This is a genomic window from Paracrocinitomix mangrovi, from assembly GCF_019740355.2.
Lineage (GTDB): Bacteria > Bacteroidota > Bacteroidia > Flavobacteriales_D > Crocinitomicaceae > Paracrocinitomix > Paracrocinitomix mangrovi.
The window spans coordinates 19,637-38,503 of record NZ_CP091819.1; the positions used below are offsets into that span (position 1 = coordinate 19,637).

Here is an 18,867-nt window from a genome sequence, read left to right on the forward strand (position 1 = left end):
AAAAAAGCCACAGAAGTTCTGTGGCTTTTTTTGTTAAATGTCACTTATATCAATCTTTATAATCTATTGCAACAACTTCTTTTACTCCTTCCTCATAGGTGGTAACTTTGAATTCAGGAAAACGATTGGTGAATTTATCTGAATTGAAATCGTAATCTCTGTTGTACTGATACATCATTTCTGGCATCTCTCTCATAACCGGAACGAATAATCCAATTACTTTAAACATAAAATTACTTACCGTCGAAACTTTGTTTTTGCTTTTCATCTCTTTAGAAATGAGAGTTACCCACTGTTTTCCATTTAAAGGATTTTTAGCTGTGGGTAGATGCCAGGTTTGATTATAAGCATCATCAGTATTTCCTAGTAATGCTGTTGCTTTTCCTGCATCTGGAGTGTATGTAAAAGAGTGTTTGTAATTTAGTGCAATTGGCCAATTTGCCTTTTTACCTTTGCTTAGTGGAGTAAAAACTGTCTCTGTCAGCATTGAAGTGTTAACGATACTTGGTCCATAAAAATCTGCAGACCTTGCAATTAAAGCTTTAAGGTTGCCAGATTCAACTTCTTTCGTAATTCTATTCAATACTTCCGCTCTGACAATACCTTTTTTACTTATGGGCTTAATTGGAGTATCTTCTTTCATCCCATCTAAATAGTTAGGATCATACATATATATATTATCAAAAAACACCAGTTTCGCATTGTGTTTAATGCAAGCGTCCACTACAGATTGAATAAAATTAGGCCAGGTAGATTGCCAGATTTTTGTATTGTAAGGGAAACCAACAGTTATATATACAATCTCTGATCCTTTAATTGCTTCATCTACTTTTGCAGGGTCAGTTAAATCTGCAGGAAACAAAATGTCTGTATCATTGATCTTTTTTGGATTTCTACTAACCAATTTGATATCTGAAGTAAATTGTTTCAGTGATTTCGCCAATTCAATTCCTATAGCGCCTCCTGATCCTAATATTGTTTGCATAGTTTAGATTTTAAGAATTTAATATAGCTGATATTTTAAATTACATGGTTAATTGAAAGTTAATCTTTTGAATAACAATGGATAAAACAAAAATCCCTCTGTTTAAACAAACAGAGGGATTTAAATAAATATGATTAAAAGCTATTAAGCTTCTGCTTTTGCTTTTGGTGCAGCATCCATGATTTCTTCACTTGCTGCAGACTCAAACTGTTCAAAGTTTTTAACGAACTGATTTGCTAAGTGATTAGCTTTTTGATCGTAAGCACCTTTATCTGTCCAAGTGTTTTTAGGATTTAAAATCTCAGCTGGAACATTTTCACAAGATTCAGGCATTGCTAAACCAAAGATCTCATGATTAACATAATTCACATCTTCTAATTTTCCTTCTAAAGCAGCAGTAATCATTGCTCTAGTGTATTTCAAGCTGATTCTTTCTCCAACACCGTACTCTCCACCAGACCATCCGGTGTTAATCAACCAAACTTTTACATTATGCTCTTCCATTTTTTGTCCAAGCATTTCAGCATATTTAGTTGGGTGCAATGGCAAGAAAGGAGCTCCGAAACAAGCTGAAAATGCTGTTACCGGTTCTGTAATTCCAGCTTCAGTTCCAGCAACTTTAGCCGTGTATCCAGAAATGAAGTGATACATTGCTTGTCCAGGAGTTAATCTTGAGATTGGAGGTAATACTCCAAAAGCATCTGCTGTTAAAAAGAATATATTTTTTGGCATTCCTCCTTTAGAAGGATTCATGATATTATCAATGTGATTGATTGGATATGAAACACGAGTATTTTCTGTAATACTTGAATCTGAATAATCAGGAGTAGAAGTTCCGTCAACAAAACCAATGTTCTCTAAAATTGCTCCGAATTTAATAGCATCCCAGATTTGTGGTTCTTTTTCTTGAGATAAGTCGATAGTTTTTGCGTAACAACCACCTTCAAAATTAAATACTCCATTATCAGACCAGCCATGCTCGTCATCTCCAATTAATCTTCTGTTTGGATCTGAAGACAAAGTTGTTTTACCTGTACCTGAAAGTCCAAAGAAAACCGCAGTATCACCATCTTTACCTACGTTAGCTGAACAGTGCATTGAAAGCACATTCTTTTCATGAGGTAAAATGAAGTTCAATACTGAGAAAATTCCTTTTTTAATCTCTCCTGTATATCCTGTACCACCAATAATGATCATCTTTTCAGTGAAATTAATGATAGCAAAATTGTGTTGTCTAGTTCCGTCAATATCTGGCTCAGCCATAAATTCAGGAGCACATACTATGTGCCATTCAGGAGTGAAATTTGCAATTTCTTCATCTGTTGGACGAAGAAACATGTTAGACGCAAATTGATTTGACCATGAAAATTCAGTAACAACACGGATGTTTAATCTGTAATCATCATCTGCACAAGCATATGCGTCACGAACATAAATATCCTTGTTCGTTAAATATGCTTTCATTCTATTGTATAATGCTTCAAATTTATCCGCATCAAACTTTTTGTTAATATTCCCCCACCACACAGCATCAGCTGTTTTGTCATCATACACAATAAATCTGTCCTGAGGAGATCTACCTGTAAACTCTCCGGTTCTGATTGCCAGGGCTCCGGTGTCAGTTAGCACTCCTTGACCATTCAAAATAGCATCTTCTACCAATTCTGCAGGCGTAAGATTCCAAAATGCATTGTCATAATGTTTTAATCCGATTGTTTCTAATGAAGCGTTTTCAGCTCTCTTTCCATAGTTATTCATACGAATAGTTTTTTCCTGTTTAGTCGATTTTCTTTCTTTTCCCGACCAAATATTTCCAGGTTCGTTTAAAATCCATAACAAAATTAAGGATTATCCCCCTTGGTTAAACCATTATGGTCAGTAAATTTTGAAAAGATATCAACGTTAAAACTGAGAAAGTTTAACAGTATTGCCTTGGTAGTTTAAAAACTTTAACTAACCATTTACTTTTTTATACTTGTCTAATAAGTGATTAACCCGTTGAATTTTAAAGCTTTGAACCGCAATGATTGCAGTAGTCTGCATCTGCGTCATGGCCATCTTTTGAACAGTTAGGGCAGGCTCTATTTGAAATTTCAGCTTTTCCTTTTCTGATGAATTCGTTAGTAACTATTCCAGTTGGTACAGCTATTATGGCATAACCAAGAATCATAATAAAGGATGCTACAAATTGTCCTGCCGGTGTAGTAGGAGAGATGTCGCCATATCCTACGGTTGTCAGTGTTACAATGGCCCAATATACGCTTCTGGGGATACTATCAAATCCACCTTCTGCTCCTTCTACTAAATACATTATTGTACCTAGGATAATTACCAAAAGTGTTACTGTGAATAAAAAGACAATTATTTTGTTTTTAGAGCTTTTTAAAGCGGTAATCAAATAGTTGGCGTCATCAACGAATTGGCTTAATTTTAAAATTCTAAAAACCCTTATTAATCTGATGCAGCGCAATACTCTTAAAGCACTAGTTCCTGAATAGAAGATTCCTATATAAGTTGGAATTACTGATAGTAAGTCAATTATTCCGTAAAATGATAACATGTATTTGATAGGCTTTTTTACACATATCAAACGTGCAACATATTCAGCTGTAAATATTCCGGTAAATACCCATTCTAACATGTGTAATTCAACGCCGTATTTCTCTCGATAATTAGGAACACTTTCTAACATGATGGCAATTACACTTAAAGTGATCAGAATGAGTAATACAATGTCAAACCATTTTCCAGCAGGTGTTTCTGATCCAAAAATGACTTCATTCATTTTCTTTTGCCATGGCCGTAACTCTTCTGTATCTCTAACTCCGCTCATTAGTCTAAATGGTGTATGTCTAATTTGCTGTTTTTGTGTAACTGCATTTTTATGATGGACTGAAAATCTCTGTTACTCTTCTTTTTTCTTAAGTGCTTTGTGAAATTCTCCTTTCTTCTTGCAAGTTGATATCTTGGAATAAAACCATAGCCCGCATATTGTCCATCTTTTATCAATACGAAGCCATACTCTCCAGAGTTTCGACCTTTATCGGTTATTAAAAAAGAATCGCCTTTAAAATTTAAGTCGTCTATTAAGGATTCTACTCTTTTATTGTATTCTTCAACATCTTCTTCTCCAATACATGCGCCATTACATTCTTTTATGTTGTATTTAAAACAAGCTGATGCTCCCGTGTGCAATCCACATAATCGTTGACAAAGTTGAAATTCTTCCTGCCAAAATTCTAAATACTTTTTTCCATTTTGAATACTGGTAAAAGTCATAATGGGATGTCCGGCAGGTACATTTTTCTTAACAACGAGATTCATATATCCTCTTTGATCCTTGTGCAGATATAAGCCGTGGGTAAAAAGATTTGTTCGTTGCGCTCGATTATATACCGGTTGGTGTTTCTTGATTTCATCTGACTCTTTTAACAATGCAATGAGCTCGCTTCCTGTGAGTTCATAGCTTATATCAGCTATAACTTCTCGCATCTCCAGTGCTTTCTTTGTTTTTGAGTTCTTTAAATGTTGTTCAACACGGGTTCTGATATGAATACTTTTACCAATATAAATTAGCTCATTTTTATCATTGTAAAACCTGTATATTCCAGTTTTATTTGGAATCTCATCAAGTTTATCCAGGTCTAATGAAGGGTGTAATACTTTAGGGTTTATCTCTTTCTTGATGAATGTCTGCAATTCATTGCTTTCATCTTTTTCATAAAGCATTTCAAACAGCTTGGCTGTAGCCTCTGTGTCATTAATTGCTCTATGATGACCATTTAATGGAATGTTTAAAGCTTTAGTGATGTTTTTTAAACCATAAGATTTATGTCCCGGGAGTAAAATTCTTGAAGTTTGAACTGTACATAAATGGGGCAGTCTAAAGTCGTAACCAAGTCGTCTATATTCCCTTCTAATTACACCGTAATCAAAACTCACATTATGCGCCACGAAAACAGCTCCTGCGGTAAATTCTACTATTTCTTTGGCGACTTCATAAAACTTTGGTGCATTGGCAACATCTGAATCATGAATACCGGTAAGTCTTGCAATAAAAGGAGAAATTCTTTCTTCAGGATTCACCAATGTTGAATATCTGTCAATCTCTCGTTTACCATCATGCAATATGATAGCAATCTCAATTACTTTAAAATTAATTGGTTTATCACCTGTTGTTTCTATGTCAACTATTGCGTACTTCAAGTCAAACAAAAATACTTAGTTTTCAACCAACTTATTTAAAAAATTAATGTTGGCATCATTATCAATGTCAGAAACGCCTGTCATTTTATAAACCAAATTCCAGTTTTTGTCTATAATTACAATAGTTGGAAGATATTTAACCTCAAAAAAATCAGGCATTCGTTGAGTACCATAAATAAAATCATAATCTTCATGTAAACCAGCTGTTTTAATAGTTTCAAGTGATTCACTGCTGACAGCTAAAAATGATATTTCCTTATCAAAACGTGATCTTAAATCTGCAAATACTGGCATTTCAGCTCTACACGCCGAACACCATGTTGCCCAAAAGTTTAATACAATAGGTTTTCCTCCAAAATCTGCAAAGTCGTACAATTTATCATCCATGTCAAATACTTCCCAATGTATTGCACTATAAGGTAATGGTGTTTCGTTTTCTATTGTAAAATGTGTTTCAGACATAGTAAGTCTTTGAAACCAGGATTGGAACGCCATTCTCCAGGAAGGGATAATTAAGATTAGTACAATAATAACTAGTAATACGTTGCTTCCGTATTTATAGACTTTTTTCCTTGTTGCTTTATCAAATTTGACCATAATCAGTTAACTCATTCCAAAGTTTGTTGAATTCTTTATCAAATGCTTTAAATATGTCATTAGAGTTAGAGATGACAATGTTCTCATGATTATATCTCTCAGCAGATCGGGTCCAGTTGTAACTACCTGTAAGTGTATAAGATTTGTCAAATAATGCAAATTTGTGGTGCATATGATTATCTGTATTGTCGACTTTTATTGGAATTCCTTGCGAAAACAAAAAATCAATATCTGATCCTTGATCGTATATTTTATCATTATCAGTGATGATTTTGACTTTGGTTCCTAATTTATGTCTACTAACTAAAGCATCTGAAATTCGATTGTCACTTATGGTGAATAAACAAATTTCAATCACATTTATAGAGGATTGAATTTGATGTAGGATAGCATTTAGACATGATTCCCCCGGAGAAAAATAAACCCGTTCACTTATGTCGGCATCATTTTTTTGAACAGATAAAATCAACTTGTTTAAATCTTCAACCCATTTTAAAATCGCTGCATAATTATCATTGTTGACATGTGCTTGTGCTAAATCAAAAACTTCACTTCTCAATAAATCACTGAGTTGTTTGTCTGGTGCTAATGAGATTAGCAAAGACTTTATATTTCTTTTTTCAGATTTAACAAGATATTCATCAGCAATGGATTGTTTTATCTCAAACCTTAGTTGATCAAGTAAATTACCTTGATTTTGACTCATCTCCTCTGTTTTTTTGATCGATCAATTCGTGAATTGTTGCATCTAAAGAATCTATTCTTTTAGTTAGGTCCCGTATTCTGGTAAACAGTTGCTCATTTCTTATTCCTTCGTTAGTTGGATAGTTAAATCCCGCAATCTGATTAACTGTTAGTTCCTTTCTAATTATGTCATCAACTTTAAGCTTAAAATAATCAGCAACCTTTAGTAAGGTGTCAAGCTTTGGTTCTGCTCTTCCTTCTTCATATGATCCTACAGACGATCTGGTGATTCCAAAAAGGTCTGCAAACTCCGATTGGTTCATGCTCTTGAAAAGCCTAAGTTTCTTGAAGTTTTTGGCAATAATCGTCTTATCCATAAAAAAAATATTATAAAATAATTGGTAAATTACTAAAAATATTAGTATCTTGCCAATATAATTAGAAACAAAACCATATTTATCTCATGAAATTAGCAAAAAAATACTCATCAAAGGAAAATTATTTACCTCCTTAAGGATGATTTTAGTCAGGTGAATAAAACTGAATTAGTAGCCTCTTTATTGACACAATGATTTTAACGCAATATTAAAGGCGCAGTTAAGTAAATTAAAATGAATAATTTCTATATTTGATTACTAACGATTAACATAACTAATAATCAACCTATGAGTTACTTTGATAAGGTAAAAGACTATTTAATGGAATTAGAGTATTCCATTGTACATGAAGACAGAGATGCGGAATTCTTTGTTGTAGAATCTTTGGAAGATGGAATTTCCAATTTGATGATAGGTATTGCAGATCCAATTATTATTGTTGAGCAGTTTTTGTTCGAGTTAAATAATAATACTGGAGATGTAACCAAACAATTGCTAATGAAAAACAGAGATATCGTTCATGGAGCATTTGCAATGGATGATGACGGTAAAAAGGTCATGTTTAGAGATACATTGCAAGTAGATACTTTAGATCTTGAAGAATTAGAAGGTACACTTACATCTTTGAGTCTGTTATTGAGCGAGTATACTGATGAGATAATAGGTTTCTCTAAAAACTAATTTGCCTGCACGGCACAGTGCATTGAAGAAATAATAACAATAAAAAATTGAGAAATGAACATATTTAAAAGACTCTTTAAAATTGGACAAGCTGAGGCAAACTCTGCTGTAGATAAATTGGAAGATCCAATTAAAATGACAGAGCAAGGAATTAGAGACCTTAAAAAAGACTTAAGTGCTGCATTACAAGCTATGGCTGAGGTGAAAGCTTTAGCAATTAGAGCTAAAAATGATGCAAAAATGCATTCTGATAAAGCTTCTGATTACGAAAGAAAAGCTGTGATGCTATTGAAAAGAGCTGAAAAAGGAGAAATTACTCTTGAAGAAGCTGACAGATTAGCGTCTGAGTGCTTGGTACAACAGGAAACTCATAAAAATAATGCTGCTACATGTTTAGAGGACCAAACAAAATTTGAAGGAAACGTTTCAAAATTGGATGGAAACATTAAAACTTTGAAATCTAACATTAAGAAATTCGAAGTTGAATTGAAAACATTGAAAGCTAGATCTAAAGTATCTAAAGCTACTAAGAAAATTAACGAGCAAATGGCCGGAGTTGATTCTTCAAGCACAGTTGCTATGTTAGAAAGAATGAAAGATAAAGTAGCTGAGGAAGAAGCTTTAGCTGAATCTTATGCTGAAATTGCAGGTGAAAATAAATCAATTGATGAAGAAATTGATTCTGCCTTGGATTCTGGTTCAGCTGAAGTAAAAGCTTCTGATAGCTTGGCTGCTCTTAAAGCGAAGTTAGGAATGGGTGGAGCCGGTGCAGAAACGGGTTCTGATTCATCAAACTCTTCAGCCGGAGCATAAGCCTTATACTAGGATATTTTACGGGCTGTCTTAAACTTGTTTGACTGCTTTTTTAGGTCCCAAAACATTTTTGAGACAGCCCTTTTTTTCTCTATAATTTTAAAACCCAAAATCAAAAATGAACGAATTTTTTCATCATGTTTTTAGCCTTCAAAATTCACTGGCTACCTTTATTTTGGCTTTTTGCCTTGTGTATTGGTTGATTGTAATTTTAGGTGCTATTGATGTTGATTTCTTTGACTTTGACGTAGATGTCGATACGGATGTTGATGTAGACGTTGATGGTGGAGATGCCGGTGAATCCGGAGTGGCCTGGTTTAATAAAGTTTTAGTCTTTTTTAATCTTGGTAGAGTTCCGTTCATGGTTTGGTTAACCATTGTGGCAATTCCACTTTGGGTTGGAAGTATTATAATATCTTTTTTAATCCATAATTACTCTTTCCTATTAAGCTTACTGTACTTTATTCCATTGCTCATAGGTTCAATGTTAATCGCAAAACCTTTGACCTGGCCTTTTGTAAAAATGTTTGATGCTTTGGAGAAAGATACCAAGAAGAAAGAGTTAGTTGGAAGAGTTGGTAGGGTGATAATCGCAGGAACAGGGCAAAAGAGAGGTCAAATTGAAATTTCTTATGAAGGATCTGTGATTACCATATATGTAAAGCCTACCAGTGAAGATGTAATACTTCAAAAAAATATGGAAGTATTGGTAATTTCCAAAGATGAAGATGGACATTACTTAGTTGAACCTTATACATAAACAAACTGTCTGTAAAATCAGACCCCAAAACTTAAAAGAATGAATTTTCAAGAATTAATGAGTAATACGGTATTTGTTATAACTGCCGTGATTATTATAGTCCTTTTAGGAGTGCTTTTTTTAGTAGCACGATTTTATAAAAAAGCCCATCAAGGACAAGCATTGGTTAGAACCGGTGTGGGTGGAACAAGAGTGAGTTTTAATGGGATTTTTGTAATCCCTGTACTTCATAAGTTAGAGATAATGGATATCTCTTTGAAGACTATTGAAATTGCTAGACAGCATGGGGATGGATTAATCTGTAAGGACAATATCCGTGCAGACATTAAAGTAACATTCTTTGTTAGAGTAAACGAATTACAAGATGATGTAAAGAAAGTGGCTCAAACAGTAGGTTGTAAAAGAGCAGCTTCTCCTGAAGCAATAGTTCAATTATTTGATGCTAAATTTTCTGAAGCATTAAAAACTGTTGGTAAGCAATTTGATTTTGTTGATCTATATAATAAAAGAGATGAGTTTAGAGAGCAAATTGTTAATGTGATTGGTACAGATTTGAATGGTTTTATTTTAGATGATGCCGCTATAGATTACCTGGAGCAAACTTCACTTGAGTATTTAAAGGACGGTAACATTTTAGATGCTGAAGGGATCAAGAAAATTACAGAATTGACGGCTACTCAACACATGAAAGCCAACTTTATTCGTAGAGAAGAAGAAAAGACAATCACTCAACAAAATGTGGATGCAAAAGAGGCGATTTTGGAAATGGAACGTCAATTAGCGGAAAAAGAAGAGAAGCAAAAAAGAGAGGTTGCCAACATCAAAGCGCGTGAAGCTGCTGAGATTGCTAAGGTGAATGAAGAAGAGTTGAAAAAATCTGAAATGGCCAGAATTCAACGTGAAGAGGAAGTTATGGTGATGGAAGAAAATAAACAACGCCAGATTATTGTTGCCGCTAAAAACAAAGAGAAAACTGAAGCAATTGAAACGGAAAGAGTAGAGAAGGAGAGAGCTTTAGAGCAAACAGAAAGAGAGAGAATTGTAACACTTGCTCAAATTGAGAAAGAAAAAGCAATTGAAGTAGAAAAGAAAAACATTCAAGAAGTAATTCGCGAGCGCGTAGCTATTGAAAAAACTGTTGTTGATGAAGAAGAAAGAATCAACGATACTAGAGCGTTTGCTGAAGCAGATCGTGCTAAGAAAGTAGCTATTACACATGCTGAAAAATTAGCCGAAGAACAATTGGTTCAAAAAATTAAATCTGCAGAGGCTGATAAACAAGCAGCAGAATTTAAAGCAAAGCAAATGTTGATAGATGCTGAAGCTGAACAGCTTTCAAGTGTTCAAAAAGCAGATGCAATTAAAACATTAGCCGAAGCTAAAGCTGCTGAATATGCTTCAACAGGTATGGCAGAAGCACAAGTAATGGAAGCTAAAGCTGCCGCAACGGAGAAACAAGGAGAGGCAGATGCTAATATTTTAGAAGCTAAGGCGGAAGCAGAAGCTAAAGGTATTGAGATGAAAGGTCAAGCTCAAGCTGCAGCTGAATTGAAATTAGGAGAGGCGCAAGCAGATGTGTTAAAAGGTACTGGTTTAGCTGAAGCTGAGGTGATTGCTGCTAAAGCCGTTTCAAATGAAAAAGCCGGATTGGTTGATGCTAAAGTGGCTGCTGAAAAATTCAAAGCAGAAGCTGATGGTATTACTCAAAAAGCAGATGCAATGAAAAAGTTGGATGGTGTTGGAAAAGAACACGAAGAATTCAAATTGCGTCTACAAAAAGACAAAGAAGTGGAATTGGCTTCAATTGGAATCCAAAAGGATATCGCAGACGCACAAGCTGTTGTGTTGGCTGAAGCACTTAAATCTGCACATATTGATATTGTTGGAGGAGAACAAGAATTCTTTGATAAAATTACTGATTCAATTACTAAAGGAAAACGTGTTGACCGTTTAGTAGATAACTCTGATTTATTGTCTGAAGTGAAAAATCAACTTTTACATGTAGAAGGAGAGACTTTCGTTGACAAGTTAAAAACTCTTGTGAAAGACAGTAATGTGAAAAGCGAAGACATTAAAAATCTAACCATCTCTGCTTTGATAGCAAAAATGATGTCAGGTACAAATGATGGAGCTAAAAGAGGTATCCTTGGACAGTTGATGAAGTTAGCCGAATCTATTGGTATTGCTGATTCTAACGCGGGAAAACTAGGACTGTAGTCGATTGTTAATTCATAATCATTTAAATGGCCCTGTGCTATTTAACTGATTCGTAACGCTAGGCGTAACGAAACCAATTAACTAATTAACCACAAACGAAGTGAGCGAAGAAGAAAAAGTAAATACAGACGAGAATCCGAAAGATGGACAGCAATCCCTCGACGGTGGTACCTATGATATCATTCGAAAAAGGTTGAGCAAGCATGGAGACGAGCTTTTTCAACGAATGAATAATCTTAATGCCACCAGAAAGGAACTATTTGGTTCTGTAGAGACTAAATTGCTGGCTACTGAGCGTATAAACACAACTAATAATTGTGTTCCGCGTGATATCATTTCTATTGGAGGTAATTTGTTCTTATTTGGGTACAATGTGCATATTGGTCTTAAATCAGAGACCTTTATTCAAGATGTATTTGGAGTTTTTGAATTTAATCCAAAAGAATATTCTTTTCAGGAGGGAAACCTGGATGCTTTTCAGGATGAAACTTTCCTAAAAGATTTCTCTGACCTTTATAAATACTACAGAGAAACCGTATTTGTTAAGTTTATCCAACTAGGACCATATTTGTATATGGTTTTCAGAATAGGAAAGAATATTTCTGATATCAAAACCTTTAAATGGTTAAATCAAGATGGTAAACTTCAATATGAAGGAAATAGATCTGATCATGAGTATAAGTTTCCTGAGCAACATGAATTTACCTGGAAAAAAGTTGGTAGAGATCAACATGTAGATGGTGAACATCCTCATATTACCATTGAAGATTTGGTATTTGTTGAAACCATTGGCGGAGATTTAACTGTTAAGGTTGAAGATAATACAGCCACCGGGAAGGGAATATATGCTGAACCGGTTAAAAATAAGGATCAAACTTTAGATGATGCTGACATTTTTTACAGCAGAATAGGGAATTTGATTCTCATGAAGATTCGCCCTTATCAAGAGGATGACTTCAGGTATCTTGTATATAATCATAAGGTTCAAGAGGTAAAGAGAATTGACGCAATTGCTGATGCGTGTATTCTATTGTCTAATGATCAGGGAATTATTTTTCCTAAAGGATATTACATCAATACGGGAGAATACAAGTTGTTTGATAATCAACTAGAGGGGCTCATTTTTGAAAAAAGAATTCCTGCAGCCAATGGTGAAGACTACTTGTATTGCTTTTATAACAGAGATGCAGGAGTTTACTTTTTGTTGTCGTATAATATTATTGCTCAAAAAGTTGAAACACCAATTGTTTGTAACGGATTTACCCTTTTTGAAAATGGTGAGCTGGCTATGTTTAAGGCCCAAGAAGAGCCTCAGAAACATCATGCTATTCAAATAATGCAAACCGTCTATTCTACTAAAGAATTGGAGGGTACAGCAGATTCATCCAATTACCTTACAAAAATTGGTAATAAAGAAATTGTTTTAGCGCTATCTGAATGTCAGGAATTGATAAACCTAATCAACAAAGAGGATTCGTTTTCTAATCTATATGTAGATATAGTAAAGAAATCAACTGATGTTATTGATTCATATCACTGGTTATCTCAAAAAGATGCAGGTCATCTTGAAGAACCTTTAAAAGAGATTAGATCTGCAGCATCTAATGCTATTGAAGAATTTGAAAAAATCCTTCAACTCAAAAGATCTGCTAAAGACAAGACAGAAGAGGTTGAGAAAAAAGCCAAAGACTTATTGAGTAAGTCTAAAAATATGCGCGTAGCTAAAGTAAATGACATTGTTCAATTACTGGCTGAATTACGACATTCAAAAGGTGAAATTATCGGTCTCAAAAGTATTCGATATGTTGATCTGAATCGAGTAGAAAATTTAGAGAATCAAATCTCTAAAGCTGTTGATTTTGCTTCTGAAAATTGTGTCAACTTTTTATTGAAAAAAGAAGCGCTTGATCCCTACAAAGAGAAAGTTGCTAGTATTGAGAAAGAAGTTAAAGAGTTGAATAAAGTAGTTGTTGCAAATGATTTGGAAAAAGAAATCAATGCTGTATCTGCTGAGCTCGAACTTTTAATTGAAATAGTGAGCAACCTTAAAATTTTGGATGCTACTAAAACAACGCAAATCATTGATTCTATCACTGCCTTGTTCTCCAATTTTAACCAAATCAACTCTGACCTTAGAAAGAGAAGAAAAGAATTGATTTTAGTTGAAGGTAAGGCTGAATTTAATGCGCAGATAAGATTGATCAACCAAGGGTTTATCAACTATATTGATTTAGCGGATGATCCGGAAAAATGCAATGATTATCTCAACAAACTAATTGTTCAGCTGGAAGAGTTAGAGGGGAAATTTGCTGAATTTGATGAGTATCGAGTTCAAATTGAAGAGAAGAGAGAGGAAATCTATAATGCTTTTGAAAGCAAAAAAGTGGCTTTGGTTGAAGCGCAGAATAAAAGAGCACAAACCTTGTATAGCAGTGCAGATAGAATTTTATCCGGGGTTAAAAATAGAGCAGAAAGTTTTGATAATGTAGTTGATATCAATGGATATTTTGCATCTGATTTAATGGTGGATAAGGTTCGTGATATCATTAAAAATTTAGTGGATTTAGGTGACTCTACTAAAGCGGATGATGTTCAGTCAAAACTAAAATCTGTTAAAGAAGAAGCAATTAGACAACTGAATGATAAGCAAGAGTTGTTTGCAGAAAGCGGTGAAGGAATCAAATTTGGAAAACATACTTTCCTTGTAAATACGCAAAAGCTAGATGTTACTACGGTATTAAGAAGTGATTCTATTTACTTTCATCTAACCGGAACAAACTTCTATGAAGAGATAGAAAATGACCTATTAAATGAAACCAGAGAAGTTTGGGACATGCATTTGTCTTCTGAGAATAGATTAGTATATCGAGCTGAATTTTTGGCGTATCAAATGCGAAAAGCCATTTTGAATGAAGATTTAGGTTTATTGCATTGGGCAGAGAAAACCCAAAAAGAAAAACAAGAATGGGAACAAGCTTTCATTTCTAAGCGTTTCAATGAAGGATATGTAAAAGGTATTCATGACAATGATGCAAGCAAAATTTTGAGTCAACTCATCTTAAAGGAAGAATCAATAGGTTTATTGAAGTATTCAAGTAATGAAAGGGTTAAGGCGCTATTATTTTGGGATTATTGTTTAGAGGCGACTACAAAAGATAGACTTTCGGCACAATTGAAAGCACTTGGTATTATCAGATCAGTATTCAAAAGTCATAATGAGGCAGATTACATCAGTGATCAGCTTTTGGCGTTGATTGATCCATTTGAAGATGTGCTTGAAGTTGAAGCAAATACAGACAGAGTTGTTCAATATCTAATTGAAGAAATTAGCTTGAATGAGAAGTTTGTGTTGTCTCATGAAGCAAAACAGTTGGTAGAGTCTTTTAAAAAGTATCTTTCTAATCACAAAAAGACAACTGTTTTTAATAATGCTATTTTCAAAGATGCTCCTCATTGGGATGATCAATTTAATCAGATCCAACTTTGGTTAAAATCATTCAATCGTATAGAAAATAAGCTTGTTCAGAATAGAGTAGTGGATGAAGCAGCTTTTTATTTACTTAAGAATAATAAAGATTTATTTTACTCATCTACTGTGGATGTTACCGCAGAAATTACCGATTTAAAAGGAGATCATCCTGTGATTGAAGATGGCAAGTATCAACTTCATTATAATGATTTTATGGATAAACTCCTGGCATTTGAAGCGAGTGAAGTTCGAATGTATCATCAATATCATGATATCAAAAAACGCTTAACAGCTGATTTTAAAGACAGAATCAGATTATCTGAATTCATGCCGCGTGTTCTTTCATCTTTTGTTAGAAACCAGTTAATTGATAAAGTTTACCTCAATATTATAGGAGACAACTTGGCTAAGCAAATTGGTACGGCAGGAGCTGATAAACGAACAGATTTGATGGGAATGTTGTTATTGATTTCTCCTCCGGGTTATGGTAAAACTACCTTGATGGAATATATCGCTTCCAGATTAGGATTGGTTTTTATGAAAATAAATGGTCCGGCTTTAGGTCATAACGTGGTTTCATTAGATCCTGAAGATGCTGATAATGCGGCGTCAAGAGAAGAGATCATGAAATTGAATCTTGGCTTGGAGATGGGGGATAATATTATGTTGTATTTGGATGATATCCAGCATTGTAATCCTGAGTTTTTGCAGAAGTTTATTTCGTTGGCAGATGGTCAAAGAAAAATAGAAGGAGTATACAATGGCAAGACCAAAACTTACGACTTCCGCGGAAAAAAGGTGGTTGTTGTAATGGCAGGGAATCCATATACAGAAAGTGGTGAAAAGTTCAGGATTCCGGATATGTTGGCCAATAGAGCTGATATTTATAACCTTGGTGACATATTGGGTGATTCAGATGAGGAATTTAAAATGAGTTACCTTGAGAATTCACTGACATCTAATAATGTGTTAGGAACATTAAAGGATAAAGGGAAAAAAGATGTGTATAATCTGATTAAGGTGGCACAAGGTCAACCTTTGGAAAGTATCACTTTTGAGAATTCATATACATCTGAAGAATTATCAGATATTCTAGCTGTGCTAAAAATGAGTCTTACAGTGCGAGATGTAGTGTTGAAAGTAAATCTTGAATACATTGATTCGGCCGGTAAAGAGGATGTTTTTAGAACTGAACCTCCTTTTAAGTTGCAGGGTTCATATCGTGATATGAATAAAATGGTTGAGAAATTGAATCCTTTAATGAATGATCAAGAGTTAGATACTTTGTTAATGTCTCACTACGAAAACGAAGCGCAAACTTTGACAACAGGAGCAGAAGCCAATCTACTTAAGTTAAAAGAATTGATTGGTAAATTATCTCCTGAAGAACAAACACGCTGGAATGAGATTAAAAAGGAGTATGCTAAGCGTCAAAAGTTGAAAGGATTTGGTGACTCAAATGAAATGATTCAAGTAATTTCGCAAATGGAGAATCTAAATGAAACCTTATCTGGTTTGGGACAAAATCAAGATCCGGATTTCATGGTTCAACTTAAGAAATTAACAGAAGGTGTAAGGGCTATTAGTACTGTTATGATTGAAAATAGAGACGGAGAATTCAAAACTACTTCTAAATCTTCAAGCACAACAAAAGGTAAAACTACATCTTCCAAAACCAAAGGGAAAAAGGATACAGAATAGATGAGGAAACTGTTAGTAATTATTGCAATTTTAAGCTACAACTTTGTTTCTGCACAAGAGAAATTCGCAGAAATAAATGTGAAAGACGAAACAGATTTTTCTGAATTCGAAGTTTTTGGTGATTCACTTGATCATTATCGTGTATACTTTACAGGTGAAAATCACAACTTTGCCAAGTTTAATGCAAGTTTAGAATATAAAATGCTTACTTATCTGCACCAAACCCAGGGAGTAAAACATTTTATTTTTGAACAAAGTCCGGGTGTTGGATACATCATAGAGCAAATTATTATTCACGATAAAAGAAGCAATCTTAGTTATTTGAAAGATGTTTTTTATGATCCTTTCTATTATCTGGTAAAACACATCAGAGAATACAATGACACATTAGATTATGGCGATAAAATTCACATTCATGGTATTGACGTTGAAAGGTTTCCATACTTTTCTATTTATGCTTTAGATCAAATTGTAGATACACTTGATGGAGATGTAGAAGGAGGGGAAGTGTTTGAACAAATTCACGCGCTTAAAACATCAAATTATGAATTTGGTTCGGCCAGAGATTTTTATGCAGATGAAGAAGATGGGATGATATTTACTTTTGGAGAGGTTTCCGCTTGGGGTTCCCTCAGTTCAATCATTGAAACATCTAAAAAGTACAGGGATTCACTCAAAAAAGAATTGGGGCCTAATGAAGATATCTATTACGCAATAATAGAAAGTTTAGAAAAAGGACGTGAATGGTATATTACAGAACGTTCAGGAGATGTTAGGTCGCCTATTGTTCGTGAGCGTTTCATGAGAGATGAGTTTTCTAGAATTTATGAATTGTATCCAGGAGCAAAATACTATGGTCAATTTGGAAGATGCCATTTGCATAAAGATTCTGATGCTAAAAGATGTTATGATTATTACATGAACTCAGTGGCAAGTAGAATTAATGAATTGGATAGTTCATTGACCAACAAAGTATTGGTGATTCCAATTTTTTATTCTCAGGGCAAAGAAAAATATGATCACGATATCATCAGTAGCTTAAATTTTAAAGATACAATTGCAACCGAGGGTAGTGCCTACATAATTGATTTGGCCTATAAAGAGGGAGATCACCCTGTGGTAGGTTTTTATGATCAATTGCCATTTGTGATAGTGTCCAACAAAGAAGTTGATGAAGATCCTGAAGAATACAATTTCAATTGGGAAACGGAGGTGATGGAATTTCATTTAGGAGCCAGTTATGGGTACAGGTATTTTAATGGGATCAGAAAATTGAATGGCGCTTTGATTGATTTTGGAGCCAATACATTTACCAATAAAATGGTAGCTTACAATTTTGCGTTTGATGTCTTTACCATTGGAATGGGAGGTACAAGGTTCAATTTTACCTACTTGCCGGCAATTAGTAATGGTGGAGATTTTGATTTAAAAGGATGGAATTTTGGAATTGGATCTTACTTTGTCTCGGGTAATAAATGGGCAACTGCTGGTTTTGGTGTTGACTTCGGATACGGACAGATGTTGTTGACAGAAAATTTGAACGATTCAATCCCTAATTTAATTCAGTCTCCAGAACAAGGAAATGTAATAATCTACAGAAATGACATGGTAATAGTTGATCCAAATGCAGAATTGAGATTGACTTTTCCTGTGATTAGTTTAAATTTCAAGGCAGGATATGCTTTTGACGTATCTGGTAAAAGGTGGAGATTGGATGGTAAAATGGATAATTTTACAAAAACATCCTTCACCTCGCCTTATGTTCAGGCCGGAATCAGCTTGAATATCAAATACGAATATTAGAAATGATAAAGAATATTGATGAAGGTATCACTTACGACTACCTGGCTCATGGCTTTGGAGTTATTTTGTTGGTAGGAGGATTAGGTTGGCTTATTCATGGATTTGTATCTCTGTTAGGATTAGTAATTGGTATTGCAATTATTACAATGAAAGGGGGAGTTGAGGTAGATTTGGCTAATAAAAAATGGAGAAAGTATAATTCATTTTTCGGTGTTAAGTTTGGCACTTGGCGAAGTTTAGCGAATGTGAATCATGTTAGAATTAGTTATGAATCTCAGGATGCAATGAGTGCAGAAGCACAAACTACGGCTTATATGTCAGCAAATCCTGTTGTTGGAGCAGTGAAATGTTATGAGATGATTTTTAGCTACAGTGATAATTTCAATAAAGATGAGTTGGTGCATAGCTTTACTAAAATGAAAGCGGCGTTTGAAATGGCAAAAATCTTGAAAGAAGACCTGAATATTGAAGTGACTAACTATCTCCTTAAAATGCAGGGTGTCTTAGGTAAATATCGTAAAAGGTAGTTGATAAAATACGTGTATAACTTCCTGATAAATCAGTAACGATCTTC

The 18,867-nt window shown here is 34.3% G+C and carries 14 protein-coding genes; 7 read left to right on the top strand and 7 right to left on the bottom strand.

Annotated features, from left to right (window positions below; all coding sequences use genetic code 11):
• Positions 1–49: 49 nt before the first annotated feature.
• The 7 genes from K6119_RS00065 to K6119_RS00095 form a co-directional block, all read right to left on the bottom strand.
• Positions 50–985: an NAD(P)H-binding protein gene (locus K6119_RS00065; RefSeq protein ID WP_221834601.1), complete on the bottom strand. Its 936-nt coding sequence runs from the start codon at positions 983–985 to the stop codon at positions 50–52.
• A gap of 144 nt (positions 986–1,129) precedes the next feature.
• Positions 1,130–2,743 (bottom strand): phosphoenolpyruvate carboxykinase (ATP), encoded by a 1,614-nt coding sequence (gene pckA, locus K6119_RS00070; protein ID WP_221834600.1) that lies wholly within the window; start codon positions 2,741–2,743, stop codon positions 1,130–1,132.
• Between the two features lie 247 nt (positions 2,744–2,990).
• Complete coding sequence (locus K6119_RS00075; RefSeq protein ID WP_221834599.1) at positions 2,991–3,818, bottom strand: ion transporter; 828 nt, start codon at positions 3,816–3,818, stop codon at positions 2,991–2,993.
• Positions 3,818–5,191 (bottom strand): exonuclease domain-containing protein, encoded by a 1,374-nt coding sequence (locus K6119_RS00080; RefSeq protein ID WP_221834598.1) that lies wholly within the window; start codon positions 5,189–5,191, stop codon positions 3,818–3,820. The genes K6119_RS00075 and K6119_RS00080 overlap by 1 nt, the downstream gene beginning before the upstream one ends.
• Before the next feature lie 15 nt (positions 5,192–5,206).
• Complete coding sequence (locus K6119_RS00085; RefSeq protein ID WP_221834597.1) at positions 5,207–5,653, bottom strand: TlpA family protein disulfide reductase; 447 nt, start codon at positions 5,651–5,653, stop codon at positions 5,207–5,209.
• A 121-nt stretch (positions 5,654–5,774) separates the two neighbouring features.
• Positions 5,775–6,494, bottom strand: coding sequence for a phospholipase D-like domain-containing protein (locus K6119_RS00090; RefSeq protein ID WP_221834596.1), 720 nt, complete (start codon positions 6,492–6,494; stop codon positions 5,775–5,777).
• Positions 6,475–6,849 carry a helix-turn-helix transcriptional regulator gene (locus K6119_RS00095; protein WP_221834595.1) on the bottom strand — a complete coding sequence of 125 codons (375 nt, stop codon included), beginning with the start codon at positions 6,847–6,849 and terminating at the stop codon, positions 6,475–6,477. Before K6119_RS00095 ends, K6119_RS00090 begins: the two co-directional genes overlap by 20 nt.
• 288 nt (positions 6,850–7,137) lie before the next feature.
• Here K6119_RS00095 and K6119_RS00100 point away from each other — a divergent pair, with 288 nt between their 5' ends.
• The 7 genes from K6119_RS00100 to K6119_RS00130 all read left to right on the top strand — a co-directional run bounded on the left by K6119_RS00100 (position 7,138) and on the right by K6119_RS00130 (position 18,820).
• Positions 7,138–7,530: a YbjN domain-containing protein gene (locus K6119_RS00100; RefSeq protein WP_221834594.1), complete on the top strand. Its 393-nt coding sequence runs from the start codon at positions 7,138–7,140 to the stop codon at positions 7,528–7,530.
• A gap of 54 nt (positions 7,531–7,584) precedes the next feature.
• Entirely contained in the window at positions 7,585–8,343 is a 759-nt protein-coding gene (locus K6119_RS00105) for a PspA/IM30 family protein (RefSeq protein ID WP_221834593.1), read from the top strand.
• A 118-nt stretch (positions 8,344–8,461) separates the two neighbouring features.
• Positions 8,462–9,103, top strand: coding sequence for an OB-fold-containig protein (locus tag K6119_RS00110; protein WP_221834592.1), 642 nt, complete (start codon positions 8,462–8,464; stop codon positions 9,101–9,103).
• A gap of 39 nt (positions 9,104–9,142) precedes the next feature.
• The gene (locus tag K6119_RS00115; RefSeq protein ID WP_237828063.1) at positions 9,143–11,320 is read left to right on the top strand and encodes a flotillin family protein; all 2,178 of its coding nucleotides are present in this window, start codon (positions 9,143–9,145) and stop codon (positions 11,318–11,320) included.
• A 100-nt stretch (positions 11,321–11,420) separates the two neighbouring features.
• Positions 11,421–16,490 (top strand): DNA repair ATPase, encoded by a 5,070-nt coding sequence (locus K6119_RS00120; protein WP_221834591.1) that lies wholly within the window; start codon positions 11,421–11,423, stop codon positions 16,488–16,490.
• Entirely contained in the window at positions 16,491–18,293 is a 1,803-nt protein-coding gene (locus tag K6119_RS00125) for a TraB/GumN family protein (RefSeq protein WP_221834590.1), read from the top strand.
• 2 nt (positions 18,294–18,295) lie between these two features.
• Positions 18,296–18,820, top strand: a complete 525-nt coding sequence (locus K6119_RS00130; RefSeq protein WP_221834589.1) for a hypothetical protein — start codon at positions 18,296–18,298, stop codon at positions 18,818–18,820.
• Positions 18,821–18,867 lie beyond the last annotated feature (47 nt).